General features: G+C 66.0%; 21 protein-coding genes. 17 read left to right on the forward strand and 4 right to left on the reverse strand.

Going from position 1 to position 21,531, the window contains the following annotated elements:
* Positions 1-109 precede the first annotated feature (109 nt).
* The 4 genes from DWV11_RS12690 to sdhC form a co-directional block, all read right to left on the reverse strand.
* Positions 110-892 carry a succinate dehydrogenase iron-sulfur subunit gene (locus DWV11_RS12690; protein WP_115789292.1) on the reverse strand — a complete coding sequence of 261 codons (783 nt, stop codon included), beginning with the start codon at positions 890-892 and terminating at the stop codon, positions 110-112.
* Entirely contained in the window at positions 892-2,691 is a 1,800-nt protein-coding gene (gene sdhA / locus DWV11_RS12695) for a succinate dehydrogenase flavoprotein subunit (protein ID WP_115789293.1), read from the reverse strand. The genes DWV11_RS12690 and sdhA overlap by 1 nt, the downstream gene beginning before the upstream one ends.
* An 87-nt stretch (positions 2,692-2,778) precedes the next feature.
* Positions 2,779-3,255 (reverse strand): succinate dehydrogenase hydrophobic membrane anchor subunit, encoded by a 477-nt coding sequence (locus DWV11_RS12700; RefSeq protein ID WP_115789294.1) that lies wholly within the window; start codon positions 3,253-3,255, stop codon positions 2,779-2,781.
* 3 nt (positions 3,256-3,258) lie between these two features.
* A complete protein-coding gene (sdhC, locus tag DWV11_RS12705) occupies positions 3,259-3,639 on the reverse strand; it encodes a succinate dehydrogenase, cytochrome b556 subunit (RefSeq protein WP_074586309.1) in 381 nt (126 codons plus the stop codon).
* Positions 3,640-3,879: 240 nt separating this feature from the next.
* Between sdhC and DWV11_RS12710 the strand changes: the two genes are divergently transcribed.
* The 17 genes from DWV11_RS12710 (at position 3,880) to DWV11_RS12790 (ending at position 21,518) form a co-directional block, all read left to right on the forward strand.
* Positions 3,880-5,013 carry a mannose-1-phosphate guanylyltransferase gene (locus DWV11_RS12710; RefSeq protein ID WP_115789295.1) on the forward strand — a complete coding sequence of 378 codons (1,134 nt, stop codon included), beginning with the start codon at positions 3,880-3,882 and terminating at the stop codon, positions 5,011-5,013.
* An 87-nt stretch (positions 5,014-5,100) separates the two neighbouring features.
* Positions 5,101-6,300, forward strand: coding sequence for an amidohydrolase (locus DWV11_RS12715; RefSeq protein WP_115789296.1), 1,200 nt, complete (start codon positions 5,101-5,103; stop codon positions 6,298-6,300).
* 125 nt (positions 6,301-6,425) lie between these two features.
* Positions 6,426-6,866, forward strand: coding sequence for a MarR family winged helix-turn-helix transcriptional regulator (locus tag DWV11_RS12720; protein WP_115789297.1), 441 nt, complete (start codon positions 6,426-6,428; stop codon positions 6,864-6,866).
* A gap of 57 nt (positions 6,867-6,923) precedes the next feature.
* Positions 6,924-7,355 (forward strand): organic hydroperoxide resistance protein, encoded by a 432-nt coding sequence (locus DWV11_RS12725; protein ID WP_115789298.1) that lies wholly within the window; start codon positions 6,924-6,926, stop codon positions 7,353-7,355.
* Complete coding sequence (locus DWV11_RS12730) at positions 7,352-8,368, forward strand: NADP-dependent oxidoreductase (protein ID WP_115789299.1); 1,017 nt, start codon at positions 7,352-7,354, stop codon at positions 8,366-8,368. Before DWV11_RS12725 ends, DWV11_RS12730 begins: the two co-directional genes overlap by 4 nt.
* A 242-nt stretch (positions 8,369-8,610) precedes the next feature.
* The gene (locus DWV11_RS12735; protein WP_245953616.1) at positions 8,611-9,717 is read left to right on the forward strand and encodes a BMP family lipoprotein; all 1,107 of its coding nucleotides are present in this window, start codon (positions 8,611-8,613) and stop codon (positions 9,715-9,717) included.
* Positions 9,718-9,882: 165 nt separating this feature from the next.
* Positions 9,883-11,403, forward strand: coding sequence for an ABC transporter ATP-binding protein (locus DWV11_RS12740; protein ID WP_115789301.1), 1,521 nt, complete (start codon positions 9,883-9,885; stop codon positions 11,401-11,403).
* On the forward strand, positions 11,393-12,742 hold the full coding sequence (locus DWV11_RS12745; RefSeq protein WP_115789302.1) for an ABC transporter permease: 1,350 nt from the start codon (positions 11,393-11,395) through the stop codon (positions 12,740-12,742). The genes DWV11_RS12740 and DWV11_RS12745 overlap by 11 nt, the downstream gene beginning before the upstream one ends.
* Positions 12,739-14,028, forward strand: coding sequence for an ABC transporter permease (locus DWV11_RS12750; RefSeq protein ID WP_115789303.1), 1,290 nt, complete (start codon positions 12,739-12,741; stop codon positions 14,026-14,028). Before DWV11_RS12745 ends, DWV11_RS12750 begins: the two co-directional genes overlap by 4 nt.
* Before the next feature lie 57 nt (positions 14,029-14,085).
* Positions 14,086-14,448 carry a cytidine deaminase gene (locus DWV11_RS12755; protein ID WP_245953618.1) on the forward strand — a complete coding sequence of 121 codons (363 nt, stop codon included), beginning with the start codon at positions 14,086-14,088 and terminating at the stop codon, positions 14,446-14,448.
* Complete coding sequence (locus DWV11_RS12760; protein ID WP_115789305.1) at positions 14,432-15,745, forward strand: thymidine phosphorylase; 1,314 nt, start codon at positions 14,432-14,434, stop codon at positions 15,743-15,745. Before DWV11_RS12755 ends, DWV11_RS12760 begins: the two co-directional genes overlap by 17 nt.
* A 38-nt stretch (positions 15,746-15,783) precedes the next feature.
* Positions 15,784-16,401: a DedA family protein gene (locus DWV11_RS12765; protein ID WP_115789306.1), complete on the forward strand. Its 618-nt coding sequence runs from the start codon at positions 15,784-15,786 to the stop codon at positions 16,399-16,401.
* Positions 16,402-16,657: 256 nt separating this feature from the next.
* Complete coding sequence (locus tag DWV11_RS12770) at positions 16,658-17,314, forward strand: DedA family protein (RefSeq protein WP_245953619.1); 657 nt, start codon at positions 16,658-16,660, stop codon at positions 17,312-17,314.
* A gap of 68 nt (positions 17,315-17,382) precedes the next feature.
* Positions 17,383-18,528, forward strand: coding sequence for an adenosine deaminase (locus DWV11_RS12775; RefSeq protein ID WP_115789308.1), 1,146 nt, complete (start codon positions 17,383-17,385; stop codon positions 18,526-18,528).
* A gap of 106 nt (positions 18,529-18,634) precedes the next feature.
* On the forward strand, positions 18,635-19,231 hold the full coding sequence (locus tag DWV11_RS12780; RefSeq protein WP_115789309.1) for a MazG nucleotide pyrophosphohydrolase domain-containing protein: 597 nt from the start codon (positions 18,635-18,637) through the stop codon (positions 19,229-19,231).
* Between the two features lie 120 nt (positions 19,232-19,351).
* Complete coding sequence (gene eno / locus DWV11_RS12785; RefSeq protein ID WP_115789310.1) at positions 19,352-20,632, forward strand: phosphopyruvate hydratase; 1,281 nt, start codon at positions 19,352-19,354, stop codon at positions 20,630-20,632.
* Between the two features lie 172 nt (positions 20,633-20,804).
* Complete coding sequence (locus DWV11_RS12790) at positions 20,805-21,518, forward strand: FtsB family cell division protein (protein ID WP_115789311.1); 714 nt, start codon at positions 20,805-20,807, stop codon at positions 21,516-21,518.
* Positions 21,519-21,531 lie beyond the last annotated feature (13 nt).

A 21,531-nucleotide genomic window follows, 5' to 3' on the forward strand; every position in this document is an offset into this window, starting at 1 on the left:
GTCCAGCGTACTGTCCGGCAGGGGCTTGGGTGATTAAGCGCCGACGACGGCGGCCCACCGGAAGGTGGGACGCCGTCGTCGGGCTGTACTGCTGTCTTTGCGGGAACCGCTAGATCTTGCGGGCCAGGATGGCCTGCTTGACCTCTGCGATCGCCTGGGTGACCTGGATGCCGCGGGGGCAGGCCTCGGAGCAGTTGAAGGTGGTGCGGCAGCGCCACACGCCTTCCTTGTCGTTGAGGATCTCCAGGCGCATGTCGCCGGCGTCGTCACGGGAGTCGAAGATGAAGCGGTGGGCGTTCACGATCGCTGCCGGGCCGAAGTACTGGCCATCCGTCCAGAACACCGGGCAGGAGGAGGTGCAGGCGGCGCAGAGGATGCACTTGGTGGTGTCATCGAAGCGCTCACGGTCCTCGATGGACTGCAGGCGTTCCTTGGTGGGCTCATGGCCCTTGGAGATCAGGAACGGCATGACCTCGCGGAAGGACTGGAAGAACGGTTCCATGTCCACGATCAGGTCCTTTTCGACCGGCAGGCCCTTGATGGGCTCGACGGTGATGGGCTTGGACGTGTCCAGGTCCTTGAGCAGGGTCTTGCAGGCCAGGCGGTTGCGGCCGTTGATGCGCATGGCATCGGAACCGCAGATGCCGTGGGCACAGGAGCGGCGGAAGGACAGCGAACCGTCGATCTCCCACTTGACCTTGTGCAGGGCGTCCAGCACGCGGTCCGTGCCGTACATGGTCAGCTGGTGGTCTTCCCAGGCAGCCTCTTCAGAGACTTCCGGGTTGTAGCGGCGGACCCGCAGGGTGATGTTGAAGGTGGGGATTTCCCCGCCACCGCCAACGCCCGCGGGAAGCTCGATCTTGGAGGCCGGCTCAGCCATTTCGCTCGTCATTAGTACTTACGCTCCATCGGCTCGTAACGGGTGAAGACAACGGGCTTCGTCTCCAGACGGATGCCCGCAACGGACTCGGCCGAGGACTCGGTGGTCACCGAGGAATCCTTGTAAGCCATGGAGTGCTTCATGAACTTCTCGTCATCACGGTCCGGGAAGTCTTCACGGTAGTGGCCGCCGCGGGACTCTTCGCGGTGCAGCGCACCCACGGTCATGACCTTCGCCATGTCCAGGAGGAAGCCAAGCTCGACGGCCTCCAGCAGGTCCAGGTTGAAGCGCCTGCCCTTGTCCTGGACAACCACGTTCTTGTAGCGCTCCTCGAAGGAAGCGATGTCGCTGAGCACCTGCTCCAGGGATTCCTTCGTGCGGAACACCTGCATGTTGGCATCCATGGTGTCCTGCAGTTCCTTGCGGATCTGGGCCACTCGCTCGGTGCCGGTGCCGCTCAGCAGTCCGTTGAGCATGCCACGGGTCTGGGCCTCCGGGTCCTCGGGGAGTTCCACGAAGTCGGCAGTCTTGGAGTATTCCGCGGCGGCGATGCCGGCGCGCTTGCCGAAGACGTTGATGTCCAGCAGGGAGTTGGTGCCCAGGCGGTTGGAGCCGTGGACCGAAACGCAGGCAACCTCACCGGCAGCGAACAGGCCCGGAACAACCGTGTCGTTGTCCTGGAGGACCTCCGTGGAGATGTTGGTGGGGATGCCGCCCATGGCATAGTGCGCGGTCGGGAACACCGGGACGGGTTCCGTGAACGGTTCCACACCGAGGTAGGTGCGGGCGAACTCGGTGATGTCCGGGAGCTTGGCTTCGATGTGCTCCGGTTCAAGGTGCGTCAGGTCAAGGAGCACGTAGTCCTTGTTCGGGCCGCAGCCGCGGCCTTCACGGACTTCGTTGGCCATGGCGCGGGCCACGATGTCACGCGGCGCGAGGTCCTTGATGGTGGGGGCGTAGCGCTCCATGAAGCGCTCACCTTCGGAGTTGCGCAGGATGGCGCCTTCGCCACGCGCACCTTCCGTGAGCAGGATGCCCAGGCCGGCCAGGCCGGTGGGGTGGAACTGGAAGAACTCCATGTCTTCCAGCGGGATGCCACGGCGGAAGGCGATGCCCATGCCGTCACCGGTCAGGGTGTGGGCGTTGGAGGTGGTCTTGAAGACCTTGCCGGCGCCGCCGGAGGCGAAGACCACGGACTTTGCCTGGAACACGTGCAGTTCGCCGGAGGCGAGGTCGTAGGACACCACACCGGCTACGCGCTTCTGCTTGTAGGGGGTGCCGTCCTCACGGACCGCGTCCTCTTCGACCAGCAGGAGGTCCAGGACGTAGTACTCGTTGTAGAACTCAACGTTGTGCTTGACGCAGTTTTGGTACAGCGTCTGCAGGATCATGTGGCCGGTACGGTCGGCCGCGTAGCATGCACGGCGCACGGGGGCCTTGCCGTGGTCACGGGTGTGGCCACCGAAACGGCGCTGGTCGATGCGGCCTTCGGGCGTGCGGTTGAAGGGCAGGCCCATCTTTTCCAGATCCAGCACGGCGTCGATGGCTTCTTTTGCCATGACCTCGGCTGCGTCCTGGTCAACCAGGTAGTCGCCACCCTTGATGGTGTCGAAGGTGTGCCATTCCCAGTTGTCTTCTTCAACGTTTGCCAGGGCCGCGCACATGCCGCCCTGGGCAGCACCCGTGTGGGAACGGGTGGGGTAAAGCTTGGTCAGTACCGCGGTGCGCGCACGCTGACCGGATTCGATCGCGGCGCGCATGCCGGCGCCACCGGCACCGACAATTACGACGTCGTACTTATGGACCTGCATACCGGATGCTCTTTCTCTCAAAGTCAGATGGTCAGCGGAGCAACTCCGCCGATGTGGGCGCCGCCGTCGGGCAGCGCGGCAGCAACGCTACGGCGCGGGGCAGAAACCGCCCGGCAGCTGGACACCGTCGACAACGGGGCACGGGTTGAAGGTGAAGATCACCAAGGTGCCGAGGATGACGATGACTGCGCTGGCAGCGTAGAGGACCACCTTGAGCCAGAAGCGGGTGGCGTCCTTCTCGGCGTAGTCGTTGATGATGGTGCGCACACCGTTGGTTCCGTGCAGCATCGCGAGCCACAGCATGGCGAGGTCCCAGAACTGCCAGAACGGATCGGCCCACTTGCCGGCAACGAATCCGAAGTCGATGGCGTGGATACCTTCGCCCACCAGCAGGTTCACGAAGAGGTGGCCGAAGATCAGCACCACCAGGACGACGCCGGAAAGGCGCATGAACAGCCAGGCGAGCATTTCGAAGTTGCCCTTGCTGCCGCCGGTGCGCTTGTACTGCGGCGCGATCCTGCCGGAGCCGATCTGTCCACTGCGTGGGTTCTGAATGGCGGTCATGGCTTAGTGGCCTCCCAATGCGAGGGACAGGTGGCGGATGGCGAAGCCTGCGAAGGTCACCAGCCAGAGCGCCAGGACAACCCACAGCATCTGGCGCTGGTACTTTGCGCCCTTCTTCCAGAAGTCGACGGCGATCACACGCAGGCCATTGAAGGCGTGGAAGATGATCGCTGCGACAAGGCCGGTTTCACCCAAGGCCATGAGGGGGTTCTTGTAGGCGCCGATGACGGCCGTGTAGGCCTCGGGGGACACACGCACCAGTGAGGTGTCCAGGACATGGACCAACAAGAAGAAAAAGATCACAACACCGGTAATGCGGTGTCCAACCCAGGACCACATGCCTTCACGGCCGCGGTACAAGGTGCCAGCTGGTTTTGTCGGCACTGAATAAACCTTCCTGCATCACAGCGGCGCTGGCACGGGACCATGCGGGGGAACGCCAGCTGCGAGAGCACTCGTAGCTCAGCCTAAATCTAGGCTTCGCTCACAGCTTATTCAATTCAGGTCTCCCTACCCCGCTGGCGAAATCGAATGTTTCCCGCGTTGTTTTCAGCCTTTTACATACGCATATGAGACGAACACCACAAAAGGGTTTATCCGGGCACGGTCGGATAAGGTAAGGCGGTGAGTACAGACAATGCTGCCCTCCCTGAATCCCCGCTGAGCCGCTTCCACGCGGTCATTCCGGCCGGTGGAGTCGGGACCCGCCTGTGGCCCCTTTCGCGTGCCGCCGCGCCGAAGTTCCTCCACGACCTGACCGGTTCCGGCAGCACCCTGCTGCGTTCCACCTACGACCGGCTCGAGCCTCTCGCCGGCAACCGCGTACTGGTGGTCACCGGCGTCGCGCACCGTGCGGCCGTCTGCCGCCAGCTCCCGGAAGTGGGCGAGGACGAACTGGTCCTCGAAAGCGAGCCCAAGGACTCCGGTGCGGCGATCGGCCTGGCAGCGGCCATCCTGCACCGCCGTGACCCGGACACCATCATGGGTTCCTTCGCCGCGGATCAGGTCATCAGCCCGGACACGGTCTTCCAGGACAGCGTCCGGGAAGCCATCCACACCGCAGCCACCGGCAAAATCGTCACCATCGGCATCAAGCCGACCCACCCCTCCACCGGCTTCGGCTACATCCGCAGCGGCAAGCTGCTTGACATCGACGGCGCGCCAAATGCCCATGCCGTGGTCGAATTCGTCGAGAAGCCCAGCGAGGACGTCGCGAGGAAGTACCTCAAGGCCGGCGACTACGTCTGGAATGCAGGCATGTTCGTGGCGCCGGTGGCGCTGATGCTCAAGCACCTCGAGTCGAACCAGCCCGAACTCTTCGCCGGCCTGCAGGAAATCGCCGCCGCGTGGGACACCCCGCAGCGCGCCGAGGTCACGGCCCGGGTGTGGCCGACCCTGCCCAAGATCGCCATCGACTACGCCGTGGCTGAACCGGCAGCGGCGGCGGGCGATGTCGCCGTTGTGCCCGGCGCCTTCCGTTGGGACGACGTCGGTGATTTCGCCGCCATCGGGCGGCTGAACAGCGCCGGCGACGTCGACGAGGTCACCGTTCTCGGCGACGGCGCCCGCGTCTTCACTGAAAACGCCAGCGGCGTGGTGGTATCCGACACGAAGCGCGTCATCGCCCTGATCGGCATCAAGGACGTGGTGATCGTCGATACCCCGGATGCGCTGCTGGTCACCACCAAGGAGCATGCCCAGCGGGTCAAGGGCGCCGTCGACGCGCTCAAGGCCAGCGGCGACACCGACGTCCTCTAGCCCCCAGGCGCGGTCCGGAAGGGCACGATCTCGTAACCAAGAGACCTCTTTCGGTCCGCGGCGCGCCGGGGTGGCTAGAGTTGTGAGGTGCGCAATTTCACGACTGAAACCGAGCCGACTCCCGTGGTGGGTCCCTGGCTCGAAGAACTCCTGCCGGAACTCATCGAATTCCGAAGGGACCTGCACGCGCACCCGGAGCTTTCCTTCAAGGAATTCCGCACTACGGACAAGCTCGTGGAGCGGCTCGAAGCTGCAGGGCTGAAGCCCCGCCGGCTCGAAGGGACCGGCCTTACCGTGGACGTGGGGGAGGGGCCGATTGCCACCGCCCTGCGCGGGGACATCGACGCCCTGCCGATCATCGAGGAAACGGGGCTTCCCTTCGCCTCGAAGAACCATGGCGTCACCCATGCCTGCGGCCATGACGTGCACACCACCACCATGCTGGGCGTGGCGCTGGTGCTGCATGGCATGCACCAGGTCCGGCCGCTCGGCGGTGCCGTGCGCATCATCTTCCAGCCGGCCGAGGAAACCATGCCGGGCGGTGCGCTGTCCTGCATTGATCAGGGCGTGCTCGAGGGCGTTCCCCGGATCATGGCGCTGCACTGCGACCCGCGGATCAATGTGGGCCAGATCGGCACCCGCATCGGCGCGATCACTTCGGCTTCGGACACCATCAAGATCGAACTGACCGGCCGTGGCGGGCACACCTCGCGCCCGCACCTCACCGAGGACCTCGTCTTCGCGCTGTCGCAGATCGCAGTCAATGTTCCTGCGGTCCTGTCCCGACGGGTGGACGTGCGCAGCGGTGTCTCCGTGGTGTGGGGGCAGATTTCCGCCGGTTCGGCACCGAACGCGATCCCGGCGAGTGGTTACATGGCGGGCACCATGCGCTGCCTTGACCGTGACGCCTGGCACGATGCCGGCGAACTGCTCGACGACGTCGTCCGCGAGATTGCCGCACCGTACGGTGTGGAGGTTCATCTGGAGCACACCCGCGGTGTGCCGCCGGTGGTCAACTCCGAGGATGAGACAGCCATCATCGAAGCCGCTGCCCGCGCCGAACTCGGCGAGCATGCGGTCGTCTTGACCCCGCAGTCCATGGGTGGGGAGGATTTCGCCTGGTTCCTGGCCGACCTTCCGGGGGCCATGATGCGGCTTGGCACCCACACGCCCGGCGGCGAGGAATATGATCTGCACCGAGGCGACTTCATTGTGGACGAGCGGGCACTCGGCTACGCCGTGCAGGTCCTCGCCGCGGCAGCGCTGCGCACCATGCGCGACCTCTAGCTTTCCAGCGCGAACTGGCAGCAGATGCCCTCTCGGAGCGATTTTGAGGGCATCTGCTGCCAGTTCGCGCTTCTCTTGGGGCGATTAGGTTGTGCACAATTTAATTGTGAGCTATTGTTTTCTGCATGAGTGATGCACCCCGGCTGAACCACCAGGTCTGTTTCGCGTTGTACTCCGCCTCGAAGGCGGCGACGGCGGTCTACCGGCCCGTGCTCGATTCGCTCGGCCTGACCTACCCGCAGTACCTCGTGATGCTGGTGCTCTGGGAAGAGGAGCCCCGCACCGTCCGCGAACTGGGTGCCGCGCTCGGACTCGACTCCGGCACACTGTCCCCGCTGCTGAAGCGGCTGGAGGCGCTCGGCCTCGTGGAACGCCGTCGTTCGCTTGAGGACGAACGGCGCGTCGAGATCCACCTGAGCGACGCCGGCCGCGCACTCAGCGAAGGCGCGTCCGCCGTGCCGAAGCGCCTCGCGGACGCCGCCGGTCTGACGCCGGACGAACTGTCCCAGCTGCACGGCACCTTGCTCCGGCTCACCGCCGCACTGCAGGACGCGGACAAGCACTAGACCCTCAACCGACTCCAGGAATCCACCAACCCCGCACCGAAGAACGGACAAGACACTGTGAAGACCCTCTACACCGCGGAGGCACTGGCCTCCGGCGAAGGCCGCGACGGCAACGCACGCACCAAGGACGGCAAGCTGGACGTCACCCTTGCCAGCCCCGTGGAACTTGGCGGCAACGGCCAGGGCACCAACCCGGAACAGCTTTTCGCCGCCGGCTACGCCGCCTGCTTCCACTCGGCGCTGCGCCTGGTGGGCCGCAAGGCCCGCGTGGACCTCAGCGATTCCGCGGTCGCCGCGAAGATCCACTTCGGCGCGCTCGACGGCGGCGAAGGCTACGGCCTCGCCGCCGAACTCGAAATCGCCCTGCCGGCACTCGACCGGGAAACCGCCGAGGAGCTCGTGGCCAAGGCCCACCGGATCTGCCCCTACTCCAACGCGACCCGCGGGAACATCGACGTCGACATCAAGCTCGTGGAGGTGGCCGCGTGAGCCGCGACCTTCCGCTCAGCGGCCGCGAGATCCAGCTCGCTTCCCGTCCCCATGGCCGTCCTGTGCCGGAGAACTTCCGCCTCGCCGAGGCCGGAATCCCCGCCCTCGGGGACGGGCAGGTCCTGGTCCGGAACGAGTTCATGTCCGTCGACCCGTACATGCGCGGCCGGATGAACGACAGCAAGTCCTACTCGGCTCCCTACCGCCTGGATGAAGCGCTCGACGGCGGTGCTGTCGGTAAAGTGATCGCGTCCCGTTCGGACGCGCACAAGCCGGGCGACGTCGTCGTGCACCAGCGCGGCTGGCGGGAATACGCGGTGGTGGACGCCGCGGCGGCGACTCCTGTGCAGGCAGGACTGGCGCCGCATTCGGCCTTCCTCGGCGCCCTGGGAATGACCGGGCTGACCGCCTACGCCGGCCTGCTCAAGGTGGCCGAGTTCAAAGCCGGGGACGTCGTGTTCGTCTCCGGTGCGGCCGGTGCCGTGGGTTCGATCGTGGGGCAGATCGCCAAGGCAATGGGTGCGGCGAAGGTCATCGGCAGCGCCGGAAGCCCGGACAAGGTGGAGCGGCTCCTGGAACTGGGCTTCGACGCCGCGTTCAACTACCGCGATGCCCCGGTCCTGGAGCAACTGCAGGCCGCGGCGGGAGAGGGCGGCATCGACGTCTACTTCGACAATGTCGGCGGCGAACACCTCGAAGCCGCCCTTGCGCTCATGAACACCGGAGGACGGGTTGCCATGTGCGGGGCCATCGCCCAGTACAACTCCACCGAACCGCCCGCCGCCCCGCGCAACCTGGCCGTGGCCATCGGCAAGCAGCTCACCCTCCGGGGCTTCCTCGTGGGCGGGCAGCGCCAGCACGCGGCGGAGTTCGCGGGGCGGATGGCGGCGTGGCTCGCGGACGGAACCGTGCGCTATGACGAGACCATCGTGGACGGTCTGGAGAACGCGCCGCAGGCATTCATCGACCTGCTGGACGGCGCCAACACCGGCAAGATGCTCGTGCGGATCTGACGTCCGGATCCGGACTGCAGGCACCCTGGCTACTGCAAAGTAACGAAAGTTCAACAATCTGCCGTTCCACAGGTTTTTCTGCTACCGGGGTGTGTTCCGGGCCACTAGGGTGGTGCCATCAGTGCGCCCCAGGCGCAGTGCTGCGAAGCATCAGTGAAAACAGAATTTCAGGCCCGAGTCTTCGAAACGGACACTCATTGACCGACCGTCGTAGCATCAATCACTTTCTTCCTGGAGGAAAATTGAAGCAATCACTGCGTGCCACCCTCAAGCGCGGTTCGTTTGCCGGCATCGCCACGGCAGGTGCAGCAGCCCTCATGCTCAGCGGTTGCGGCGCAGCCCCGGATGCCGGCTCCGGGGGCAAGTCGGCCAGCAACTACACCGGATGCATCGTGTCCGACTCCGGCGGCTTCGACGACCAGTCCTTCAACCAGTCGTCCTACGACGGCATGAAGAAGGCGGAGAAGGATCTCGGCATCAACTTCAAGTCGGCTGAATCCAAGTCGAACAGCGATTTCGAAACCAACCTCAACGGCATGATGAGTGCCGGCTGCAACCTCACCGTCACGGTCGGCTTCCTCCTCGGCGATGCCACCAAGAAGGCTGCCGCCGACAACACGGACAAGCACTTCGCAATCATCGACTACTCCTACAAGGACCCGATCGCCAACATCAAGCCTGTCGTCTACGACACCGCGCAGGCGGCCTACCTGGCCGGCTATGTTGCCGCAGCCACGACGAAGACCGGCAAGGTGGGCACCTTCGGGGGCATCAAGCTCCCCACCGTCACCATCTTCATGGACGGTTTCTATGACGGCGTCCAGGCCTACAACAAGGCCAAGAGCAAGAACGTCCAGGTGATCGGCTGGGACAAGGCCTCCCAGAACGGATCCTTCACCGGCGACTTCGAAAAGCAGGACACCGGCAAGCAGGTCACCAAGAACCTCCTGGACCAGGGCGCGGACATCATCATGCCCGTCGCCGGTCCGGTCGGAAAGGGGGCCGGTGCGGCCCTGAAGGAAGCCAAGGCCGCCGGCAAGGACGTCAAGCTCATCTGGGTCGACTCCGACGGTTACCTGACCGCCCCGGAGTACAAGGACCTCATGCTCACCTCCGTGATCAAGAAGATGGACGAGGCCGTCGAGACCGTCGTCAAGGATGACAAGGACGGCAAGTTCACCAACGCCGCCTACGTCGGCACCCTGGCCAATGACGGCGTCGCGATCGCCCCGTTCCACGACCTCGACTCCGCTGTTTCAGCGGAGACAAAGTCGGCAGTGGACGCACTGAAGGCCGATATTGTCTCCGGCAAGCTCGTGATCGAGTCCAAGGCCAGCCCTAAGAAGTAGCCGATTCCGCCAGACCGCCGCCAGTACCGAGTCCTCGGTACTGGCGGCGTGTTTTTGCCCCGGCCGGCGCTTCACCCGCTCCGGGGCCTCGCGAGATACGCTTGGCTCACGCTCCCGGAAACGGGCAGCGTGGCCGTCTTTCGGACTCAAAGAACGGTGGGAGTTGTGAAACTCGAATTGAAGGGGATCTCGAAAGCCTTCGGATCCTTCTATGCCAATCAGGACATCGACCTTGTGGTCGAACCCGGCCAGATCCACTGCCTCCTCGGCGAAAACGGTGCCGGAAAATCCACCCTCATGAACGTGCTGTACGGTCTGTACGAGCCCACCGCGGGCCAGATCGTGGTGGACGGACAGCCCCGGTCCTTCCGCGGCCCGGGCGACGCCATGGCCGCCGGGATCGGCATGGTCCACCAGCATTTCATGCTGGTTCCCGTGTTCACCGTGGCGGAAAACGTGGCGCTCGGCGCCGAACCCGCGGGACCGGGTGGAATCCTCAACCTGGAGAAGACCCGCAGGAAGATCCGCGAAATCTCCGAACGGTACGGGTTCGACGTCGATCCCGATGCCCTGGTGGAGGACCTACCCGTCGGCGTGCAGCAGCGGGTCGAGATCATCAAGGCCCTGGTGCGCAACGCCAAAGTGCTCATCCTGGATGAGCCCACCGCGGTGCTCACTCCGCAGGAGACGGACGAACTGCTGGACATCATGCGCCAGCTCAAGGCCTCGGGGACCTCGATCGTCTTCATTTCGCACAAGCTGCGCGAGGTCAAGGCCGTCTCCGACGTCATCACGGTGATCCGTCGCGGAAAGGTGGTGGGCGACGCCCCGCCGACGGCTTCGCCCACGGAACTGGCCTCCATGATGGTCGGCCGCCCCGTCAGCCTGAGCCTGAACAAAGCAGCGGCACAACCAGGGGAGCGCACCTTCGTGGTCCGCGACCTCACCGTCCGCGCTGCCAACGGCACCAATGTAGTGGACGGCATCAGCTTTGACATCGCGCGCGGCGAGATCCTCGCCGTCGCCGGCGTGCAGGGCAACGGACAGACCGAACTCACCGAGGCGATCCTGGGTGTCCAGGACCACGTCTCGGGTTCCGTCACCCTCGAAGGCAAGGAACTCCTGGGCCTGCCAGTCAAGGAAGTGCTGCGCTCCGGCGTCGGCTTCGTCCCCGAAGACCGCTCCCACGACGGGCTCGTGGGACCCTTCTCGGTGGCCGAAAACCTGGTCCTGGACCTCTACGACCGCGCCCCCTTCGCCAAGGGCGTGGGCATGAGCCCGGCGAAGGTGGCCGAAAACGCCGCCGCCAAAATCAAGGAATTCGACATCCGCACCCCCTCCGTGGGGTCGGCCGCAGGCACCCTCTCCGGCGGTAACCAGCAAAAGGTCGTCATGGCCCGGGAACTGTCCCGGCCGCTGCGGCTCTTCATCGCCAGCCAGCCCACCCGCGGCGTGGACGTGGGCTCCGTCGAGTTCCTGCACCGCAGGATCGTGGCCGAACGCGACGCCGGCACCCCGGTGATGATCGTGTCCACGGAACTGGACGAAGTGGCCGAGCTCGCGGACCGGATCGCCGTACTGTACAAGGGCAAGCTGGTGGGCATCGTCCCTGCCGGAACCCCTCGAGACACGCTCGGCCTGATGATGGCCGGGGTGAGCCCCGAAGGAGGCTCCGATGACAACTAAGGACACCAATCCCGAGGTCGAGCCCGAAGACGGGCCGGGACCCACAGGGGAGTCCGGCGCCGAAGTCCAGGCCGCCGACGTCGCACTCGACACGGCGGGCGGCACCCTGGAACCCTCGCTCGTTCCCGTCTCGACCCAAAGCGGGGACACCGGTCACCAGCAGGCCACGCTGCTGCGCCGGATCGTCATGGGCAACGGCTTCGTGTCGGTCCTCGCGGTTTTCGTGGCCCTGGTGCTGGGCGGTGTGCTGATCGCCAGCACCGATCCCGCCGTGGCGAAGTCCGCGGGCTACTTCTTCGCCCGTCCCAGCGATTTCCTTTCGGCGCTGTGGGGCGCCATGACCAAGAGCTACATTGCGCTTTTCCAGGGCTCGGTGTTCAACCCGCGGCAGGGCTTTTCCCCGCTGCTGGAAACCATGACCGTGGCCACTCCGCTGATCTGCGCCGGCCTCGGCGTCGCGCTGGCGTTCCGGGCAGGCCTGTTCAACATCGGCGCCCAGGGCCAGATCATCATCAGCGCCACCCTGGGCGCTTACGCCGGGTTTGCCTGGCACTTGCCGCTGGTGCTGCACCTGCTCGTGGTGATTGTCATGGGTGTGATCGGCGGCGCGGCCTGGGGCGCGGTGGTGGGCCTCCTCAAGGCCCGGACCGGTGCCCACGAGGTCATCGTGACCATCATGCTCAACTACGTGGCCCTGTTCCTGCTGGACTTCCTGCTGAACACCGAGGCCTTCCGGCGTCCCGGGGACAACAGTCCCATCTCGCCGCGACTGGATGACTCGGCGGTCTACCCGCAGCTCATCCCGGGCTCGCGCCTGCACCTGGGATTCCTGGTGGCCGTCGCCCTGACCGCGGGTGTGTGGTGGCTGCTCAACCGCTCCACCATCGGCTTCGAATTCCGGGCCGTCGGCGCCAACCCGGCAGCTGCCCGGACCGCCGGTGTCAACGTCCAGGCCGCCACCGTCCTGGTGATGGCGATCGCGGGAGCCCTCGCCGGCTTCGGCGGCATCGCCCAGGTGGCGGGAACGGAGAAGGTGCTCACCGGCGGTGTCGCCGCGCAGATCGGCTTCGACTCCATCACCGTGGCCCTGCTGGGGCGCAGCACACCATGGGGCACCCTCTTCGCCGGCCTGCTGTTCGGGGCGTTCCGAGCCGGTGCCGTGCAAATGCAGATCCAGACCGGCACCCCGATCGACATCGTCCTGGTCGTGCAGTCCCTTATCGTCCTGTTCATCGCCGCTCCTCCGCTGATCCGCTCGATCTTCGGGCTCAACCCCGGCAGGAAGAAGCGCGCCAAGACTGCGGTGAAGGCCGCCGTCGCCACCGGAGGTGCCAAATGACCACCGCAACCAAGCCGGCGCCCGGCGCCGCAGGGCCGACGACGGCGCTCCGCCCGTCGCTGAAGGTTCCCGTGTCGCTCGGGGTGCTTTCCCTGGTGGCCCTGGTGTTCTTCGGTTTCCTCGGGCCGGGCAAGACCGCCGAGATGAAGATCAGTGAGCAGGGCGACGCGATCGTCCTGCCCGCGCTGCAGATCCCGGGCCAGGCCGGCGGCATCGTGCTGGCCATCCTGCTGCTGGCCATGGCCGCCTACTCCATCTACCTCTGGAACCGGGGCGAGCGCTCGCCGAAGTGGCTCCCTATCGCGTTTGCGGTGGTGTTCGTGTTCGCCCTGCTGGTGTGGATCGTTGCCGGCGCCCGTGAGCCGTCCATTTCGCTGGCCGGCTTGATTGCCGGCTCTGTGACCCTGGCCGTGCCGCTGGTTTTCGGCTCCTTGTCCGGTGTTCTCTGCGAGCGGGTCGGCGTCGTCAATATCGCCATCGAAGGCCAGCTGCTGGGCGGTGCGTTCACTGCCGCGCTCGTGGCCACGGTGACCCACAATGCCTACATCGGCTTGCTCGCCGCGGCGGCGGCGGGCGCCTTGGTGTCGATGGTGTTGGCCGTGTTCAGCATCAAGTACCTGGTCAACCAGATCATCGTGGGCGTGGTGCTGAACGTCCTGGTGTCCGGCTTGACCGGCTTCCTTTTCGGCACGGTCATGGCGCCGGACAAGGAGCTGTTCAACACCCCGCCTCGGCTGGACATCCTGCCGATCCCGCTGCTCTCGGACATTCCGCTGATCGGGCCGATCCTGTTCGAACAGTCCGTGGCGGGCTACCTGATGTACGTGGCCGTGGCAGTGGTCTGGGTGGGCCTGTTCAAGACCCGTTGGGGCCTGCGGGTCCGCGCCGTCGGAGAGCATCCGCAGGCGGCGGACACCCTGGGCATCAACGTCAACGCCACCCGCTTCTGGAACGTCACCCTGGGCGGCGCGATTGCGGGCATCGGCGGCGCCATCTTCACCTTGGTGACCATCGATTCCTTCACCAAGGAGATTTCCGGCGGCCGCGGCTTCATCGCCTTGGCGGCCCTGATCTTCGGCCGGTGGAACCCGATCGGTGCCTTTCTGGCCTCCCTGCTGTTCGGTTTCGCCTACAATCTCCAGTCCATCCTGGGCATCATCGGCACCCCCGTGCCCAGCCAGTTCATGGCGATGCTGCCCTACCTGGTGACGATCTTCGCCGTCGCCGGGCTGGTGGGCAGGTCCCGGCCCCCGGCGGCCAGCGGCATACCGTACGTGAAGGGCTGAGCCTTGGTCGAAAGGTACGTGGACTGGGAGGCCTTGGAGTCGGCCGCCGTCGCCGCTATGGAACGGGCCTACGCGCCGTATTCGAAGTTTCCGGTGGGAGCGGCAGCCCTCACCGAGGACGGCCGGATCATCAGCGGCTGCAACGTCGAAAATGCCAGCTATGGCCTAACCCTGTGCGCCGAATGCGCGCTCGTGGGGGCACTGCACATGAGCGGCGGGGGCCGCCTGGCGGCCTTCTATTGCGTCGACGCCCAGGGCGCCGTGCTCATGCCTTGCGGCCGCTGCCGGCAATTGCTCTACGAATTCCGGGCGCCGGGGATGCAGCTCATGACTACGCAGGGCATCAAGAGCATGGACCAGGTGCTGCCCGATGCCTTTGGTCCGGAAATTTGGAGGAACCTCAATGACACAAGCAAATGAACCGTTCGACGCAGTCCAGATCATCACCATCAAACGGGACAAGGGCACCCTGACCCCGGAACAGATCGACTGGACCATCGACGCCTACACCCGCGGCGTCATCGCCGACGAGCAGATGTCCGCGCTGAACATGGCCATCCTGCTCAACGGCATGGACCGGGCGGAAATCTCCCGCTGGACGGCAGCGATGATCGCCTCGGGCGAGCGGATGGACTTCTCCGGCCTGCGGCGTCCCGACGGCGGTGTGAAGGCAACGGTGGACAAGCACTCCACCGGGGGAGTGGGGGACAAGATCACCCTTCCGCTCGCGCCCTTGGTGGCCGTGTTCGGGGTGGCCGTGCCGCAGCTGTCCGGCCGCGGCCTCGGCCACACCGGCGGCACCCTGGACAAGCTCGAGGCCATCCCCGGGTGGCGGGCAGCGCTGAGCAACCAGGAAATCCTGGACCAGTTGCAGGACATCGGAGCCGTCATCTGCGCCGCCGGCAGCGGCCTGGCACCGGCAGACAAGAAGCTCTATGCCCTCCGCGACGTCACTGGAACGGTCGAGGCGATTCCGCTCATCGCGTCGTCGATCATGAGCAAGAAGATCGCCGAAGGGACCGGCTCTCTGGTCCTGGACGTCAAGGTGGGCTCGGGTGCCTTCATGAAGGACGAGGACCGGGCGCGGGAACTGGCCGAGACCATGGTGGCCCTGGGCAAGGACGCGGGCGTGAACACCGTGGCCCTGCTGACCAACATGGACACCCCGCTGGGCCTTACCGCCGGTAACGCCATCGAGGTCCAGGAATCCGTGGAGGTGCTGGCCGGCGGCGGCCCGGAAGACGTCGTCGAACTCACCGTCCGGCTCGCCGAAGAGATGCTGGCCTGCGCCGGTATCAACGACGCCGATCCCGCCGCCGCGCTCAAGGACGGCCGGGCGATGGACGTGTGGAACCGGATGATCGAGGCCCAGGGCGGAGACCCCAAAGCACCGCTGCCGGTGGCGAAGGAGTCCGAGGTGGTCTACGCTCCGGCCGACGGCGTGCTCCTGGAACTGGACGCGCTGTCCGTGGGCGTGGCGGCCTGGCGGCTCGGGGCCGGCCGGGCCCGGAAGGAAGACGCCGTGCAGGCCGGGGCCGGGGTGCGGATGCACGCCAAGCCCGGCGCCTATGTGCGCGCCGGCGAACCGCTCATGACCCTCCTGACCGACACCCCGGAAAAGTTCGAGCGGGCCAAGGAAGCGCTGCAGGACTCCGTCGTGATCGGCCCGGAAGGCTCCCGTCCGGCACAGCGGCTGATCATTGACCGGATTTCCTAGAATCGGAACGCCACGGCCGGACCCCTCGTTAGGAAACCGTGCAGGCAATCAATGACTTCATCCTCGCGGCCGCCGGGCAACCCTGGGTCCTGTTCCTTGTTCTCGCCTGTTGCCTGATCGACGGTTTCTTCCCGCCGATCCCCAGCGAATCCGTGGTGGTGGGCCTGGCCGCAGTCTCCGCCACGGCCGGGGTGCCCAACGCCTGGCTGCTGATCCTCGTGGCCGCCATCGGCGCTTTCAGTGGCGACAACATCGCCTACCTCCTCGGCCGCAGGATAGGGACCAGGCGCTGGGGGTGGATGCGGACCCAGCGCATGCAGGGGGCGTTCCGCTGGGCGTCGCGGGAACTGGGCCGCCGGGCAGCCTCACTCATCCTGGTGGCCCGCTTCATTCCGATCGGGCGGGTAGCGGTGAACCTCACTGCCGGCGCCACGCACTTCCGGCACGGCGAGTTCATCGCCCTCACCGGTTTGTCCGCCGTCCTGTGGGCCGGCTACTCGGTGGGGATCGGCGTCTTCTTCGGCCAATGGTTTGAGCACAACCACCTGCTGGGCGCCGTGATCGCCATCATTGCCGCAGTGATCCTGGGCGTGATCGTGGACCGGATCATCAGCAAGGTGCGCGGTCCCCTGCCCGAAGACCTGGACAGGGCCTGATCCCGTCCCTGTGGCCCCTCAACCCTGGGTATGAGGCGCCCGACGCCGGAAAATCACCCCGCAGGGGGAGCCGCCGATGCCGCCTGCCGGGATAGCGTTTGAAGCGGTGATTCCCCCGGCCGGGGCGTAGCGAACGACGCGCCGGCCGTGGGACACTTGGACAAGCTGTCCAGCCCTTATTTCCCCGCCCTTATTTCCCCCGGTCAGATCGCCCGGTCAGTACTAGGAGCCGTCGTCCGTGGAATTCCTGAACCAGATGCTTGAGCACGCCGCCGGGCAACCGTGGATCTACCCTGTGCTCCTGGTGTTCTTCTTCATCGACGGCTTCGCCACGATCCTGCCGAGCGAAACCGCCATCGTGGGCCTGTCCGCCCTCTCCCTGCACCACGGCGAACCGAACCTCTGGATCCTCGGCGCCACTGCCCTCGTCGGCGCGATGGCCGGGGACAACATGGCCTACTTGCTGGGCCGCAAGATCGGCCTGGACCGCTGGAAATGGATGCGCCGGCCGAAGGTCAGGAAGATGTTCGCCTGGGCCCAGTACGAGCTCGGCAAGCGCGGGGCCGTGCTGATCTTCACCGCCCGCTACATCCCCTGGGGCCGTGTGGCCGTCAACTACGTCGCCGGGCAGACCGGGTTCCGGCACCGTACCTTCTTCTTCCTGGACGCCTTCGCCTGCCTCACCTGGGTGGGCTACTCGATCGGCGTCGGTCTCCTCGCGGGGCGCTGGGTGCACAACAACCCGCTGTTGGGCGTCGGCATCGCGGTGGCGTTCGCCGTCGTCCTTGGCTTCGTGGTGGACCACGCGCTGCGCTGGTGGCACCGGCACCTGGAGAAGAAGGATGCCGCCGTGGCCGCGGAGCCGGAGGTGCAGGACGAGAAGGAAGCCGCCCGGATCCCGGACGCCGGGTAAACGGCCGCCTCCACCGCCCCCGCGATGTGGGCCCACGGCCGGGGACCCCTGCACGTTACTCTTAGTCCGTGACTGAACCCATTGTTGATGCCGCCCCTGCCCTCGACTTCGATCTGAAGAGCCTGCCCAAGGTCTCCCTTCACGACCATCTGGACGGCGGACTGCGCCCGGCCACCATCATTGAACTCGCCGAAGCCGTCGGCCACACCCTGCCGTCCACGGATCCCGTGGCCCTGGGCGAATGGTTCCGTGAGTCCGCGGACTCCGGCTCGCTGGTCCGCTACCTCGAGACCTTCGACCACACCATCGCCGTGATGCAGACCAAGGACGCCCTGGTGCGAGTTGCCAAGGAATTCGTCGAGGACCTCGCGGACGACGGCGTCGTCTACGGTGAGGTGCGCTGGGCGCCGGAGCAGCACCTCCGGAAGGGCCTCACCCTGGACGAGGCCGTGGACGCCGTTCAGGAAGGCATCGAAGCAGGTGTGGAAGCTGTCGCCGCACGTGGCCGCGACATCCAGGTGGGCCAGCTCATCACCGCCATGCGCCACGCGGACCGCAGCCAGGAGATCGCCGAACTCGCCGTCCGCCACCGCTCAAACGGTGCCGTGGGCTTCGACATCGCCGGCGCCGAGGACGGCTTCCCGCCGTCGCGCTTCAGGGACGCCTTCACCTACCTCGCCGAGCAGCACTTCCCGGCCACCGTGCACGCCGGCGAAGCGGCGGGCCTGGACAGCATCCGTTCCGCCCTCGTCGACGGCCGTGCCCTGCGGCTGGGCCACGGCGTCCGGATCGCCGAGGACATCTCCGTTGAGTTCGAGGTGGATCCGGAGAACGACGGCGAAGAGGCTGTGGGCATGGTGACCCTTGGTGAGGTGGCCGCCTGGGTCCGCGACCGCGGCATCGCCCTGGAGATCTGCCCCTCCTCCAACCTGCAGACCGGAGCCATCGCCGAGTTCGGCGAGGGCATCGAGAGCCACCCGATCGACATGCTGTACCAGCTGGGCTTCAACGTCACGGTCAACACCGACAACCGGCTCATGAGCGGCGTGACCCTCACCAACGAGTTCGAGCTGCTGGTGGAAACCTTCGACTACGATCTCGACGACCTGTTGGAGCTCACCCTCAACGCTGCCGAGGCCTCCTTCCTCTCGCTGGACGAGAAGGAAGCCCTGGTCGAATACATCAATGACGCCTACGCCAACCTTGCCGGCTGACCATCCGGCACACGGCGCAGATGGCTCCTCCGGCGGCCTTGTCCCCGGGGGAGCCGTGTCCCGTCTCGTGGAGGTGATCGCGGCCCTGCGTGAGCACTGCCCGTGGATGGGCGCCCTCACCCACGAATCACTCGTGGAGTACCTGATCGAGGAAGCCTACGAAGTGGTGGACTCGATCGAGGCGGGCAAGGAGGAGGAACTCGCCGGTGAACTGGGCGACGTCCTGCTCCAGGTGGTGCTGCACGCCCGGCTCGCCGAGGAGAACGGCCGCTTCGATTTCGACGACGTCGCCCGTGCCATCACCGCGAAAATGGTCCGCCGCAACCCGCACGTGTTCCGGCCCGACGGTACCCTGCAGGATTCTTTCCCGGCCACGGTGGAGGAGATCGTGCAGAAATGGGATGCCGTCAAGAAAGCCGAAAAGCCGGGGCGCAGTGATCCCTTCGAAGGCATCCCGCCGCACCTGCCCGCCCTCGCGCTCGCGCAGAAATCCCTCGACCGGGCTGACCGGGCAGAAAAAGCGGGCCGCGCCGGAAAGCCGGATCCCGCCGTCGTGCCCGTCCCGGTCCATGAGACGGAAGCCGAGCTCGGCGACTACCTGCTCGCCGTCACCGCGGCCGCGAGGGAGCAGGGATTCGACGCCGAACGGGCCCTGCGTGGCGCCGTGCGCCGCTACCAGGGCCGCGAGGAAGGAACCCCCTGAGGTGCCTTCCAGGAAACCGTTCCGTAACCTTGGCCACTCTCGACTAGGCTAGTGCCGACGAGGACGTCGAGACTTTCCCTCTAGATTCCCAGTAAATCGCTTCACCATAAGGAGCAATCCATGGCGCTTATCGATGCCATCCACGCCCGCGAGATCCTTGACTCCCGCGGAAACCCGACCGTAGAAGTAGAGGTTCTGCTCTCCGACGGCCAGATCGGCCGCGCCGCGGTTCCTTCCGGTGCCTCCACCGGTGAGCACGAGGCAGTCGAACTGCGCGACGGCGACAAGGGCCGTTACCTCGGCAAGGGTGTCCAGAAGGCCGTCGACGCCGTCATCGACGAAATCTCCCCGGCCCTGATCGGCTTCGACGCCACCGACCAGCGCAGCATCGACCAGGCCATGATCGACCTGGACGGCACCCCGAACAAGGGCAAGCTTGGCGCCAACGCCATCCTCGGCGTCTCCCTGGCCGTGGCCAACGCCGCCGCCGCCTCTGCCGACCTGCCGCTGTACAAGTACCTGGGCGGCCCGAACGCCCACGTCCTGCCGGTCCCGCTGATGAACATCCTCAACGGTGGCTCCCACGCCGACTCCGACGTCGACATCCAGGAATTCATGATCGCCCCGATCGGTGCAGAGACCTTCTCCGAGGGCCTGCGCTGGGGCGTGGAGGTTTACCACAACCTCAAGTCCGTGCTGAACGAAAAGGGCCTGGCCACCGGCCTGGGCGACGAGGGCGGCTTCGCCCCGAACCTGCCGTCCAACCGCGCCGCCCTGGACCTTATCCAGGAAGCGATCAAGAAGGCCGGTTACACCCCGGGCAAGGACATCGCCCTGGCCCTGGACGTTGCCTCCTCCGAGTTCTTCAAGGACGGCGCTTACCAGTTCGAAGGCAAGGCCCTCAGCTCCGCCGACATGAGCGCCTACTACGCCGAGCTCGTTGCCGACTACCCGCTGGTCTCCATCGAGGACCCGCTGGACGAGAACGACTGGGAAGGCTGGAAGATCCTCACCGACGCCATCGGTGACAAGGTCCAGCTGGTGGGCGACGACCTCTTCGTCACCAACCCGGAGCGCCTGCAGCAGGGCATCGACGCCGCCACGGCCAACTCCCTGCTGGTCAAGGTCAACCAGATCGGTTCGTTGACCGAAACCCTCGACGCCGTGTCCCTGGCACAGCGCAACGGTTACACCACCATCACCTCGCACCGCTCCGGCGAAACCGAGGACACCACCATCGCTGACATCGCCGTCGCCACCAATGCCGGCCAGATCAAGACCGGTGCCCCGGCCCGCTCCGAGCGCGTTGCCAAGTACAACCAGCTGCTGCGCATCGAAGAGGAACTCGACGACGCCGCACGCTACGCCGGCCGCAGCGCGTTCCCGCGTTTCAAGGGCTAGTATCCGCGAAAACGGCTGACCGGTGGCTATGGTGGAAAGACCATGGCCGCCGGTTCCGTTTAATCGGACACCGCGTTTAATCGAACAGCGCGTCGGGCGGCCGTGCGAGCGTAGAACCCAGCAAGCAGCCGGGCGTGCACCATGTAGTACAGGCGAGCAGTACAGGAGTGTCATGGCAACCCGCCGCCCCAAGGTCCCCCGGGCTGACGCCCTCGGCCGGCCCCAGCAGAAGGCCGGCGGCGACGTTATCCGGGCGGATTTCGGCGAATCCCGCAAAGCCGCCCCCGCTCCGGACATCCACGCCCCGGCGTCGCCCGCTGCCGCTGCTTCGGCAACCGGCACAGCGGCGGCACAAGGCACAGACGAAAAGACTGCCACGGCTGCAAAACCGAAAGGGCCGGCGTCGAAGGCCGCCCCGGGCAGGGCCGCGCCGCGGCCGGTGATTTCCAGAACTGATGGCAAAGAAGGCGGCGCCACCGGGGAGGGGGACGATCCTGTCCCGGCGAAAGGCTTCTCGGGACGCATGCTGGCGCTGGCCGTCGTCATGGTCGCCATTACCATCCTGCTTGCCCCGACGGTGAAAATCTTCCTGGAGAAACGCGCCGAGATCTCCGCCCTGGAGGCCGAAATCGCGGGCAAACAGGCCGAGCAGGAAGACCTCAAAAAGCAGATCTCGCGCTGGCAGGACCCCAACTACGTCAAACAGCAGGCGCGCGACCGCATTAACATGGTTATGCCGGGTGAAACGGGCTACTGGGTATTTGGTGCGGAAGTTCCCGCCGGTACACCCGGTGGCCGCACCGGCGATGGAGCGTCCGGAACCCCTGGAAACCTGCCTTGGGTGGATGGCCTGTGGGAGTCGATCCGACGCTCGGCAACAGACTAGACGCGGTGCCCGC

Origin of the sequence: Arthrobacter silvisoli, assembly GCF_003369445.1 — a bacterium.
GTDB classification, from domain to species: Bacteria; Actinomycetota; Actinomycetes; order Actinomycetales; family Micrococcaceae; genus Arthrobacter; species Arthrobacter silvisoli.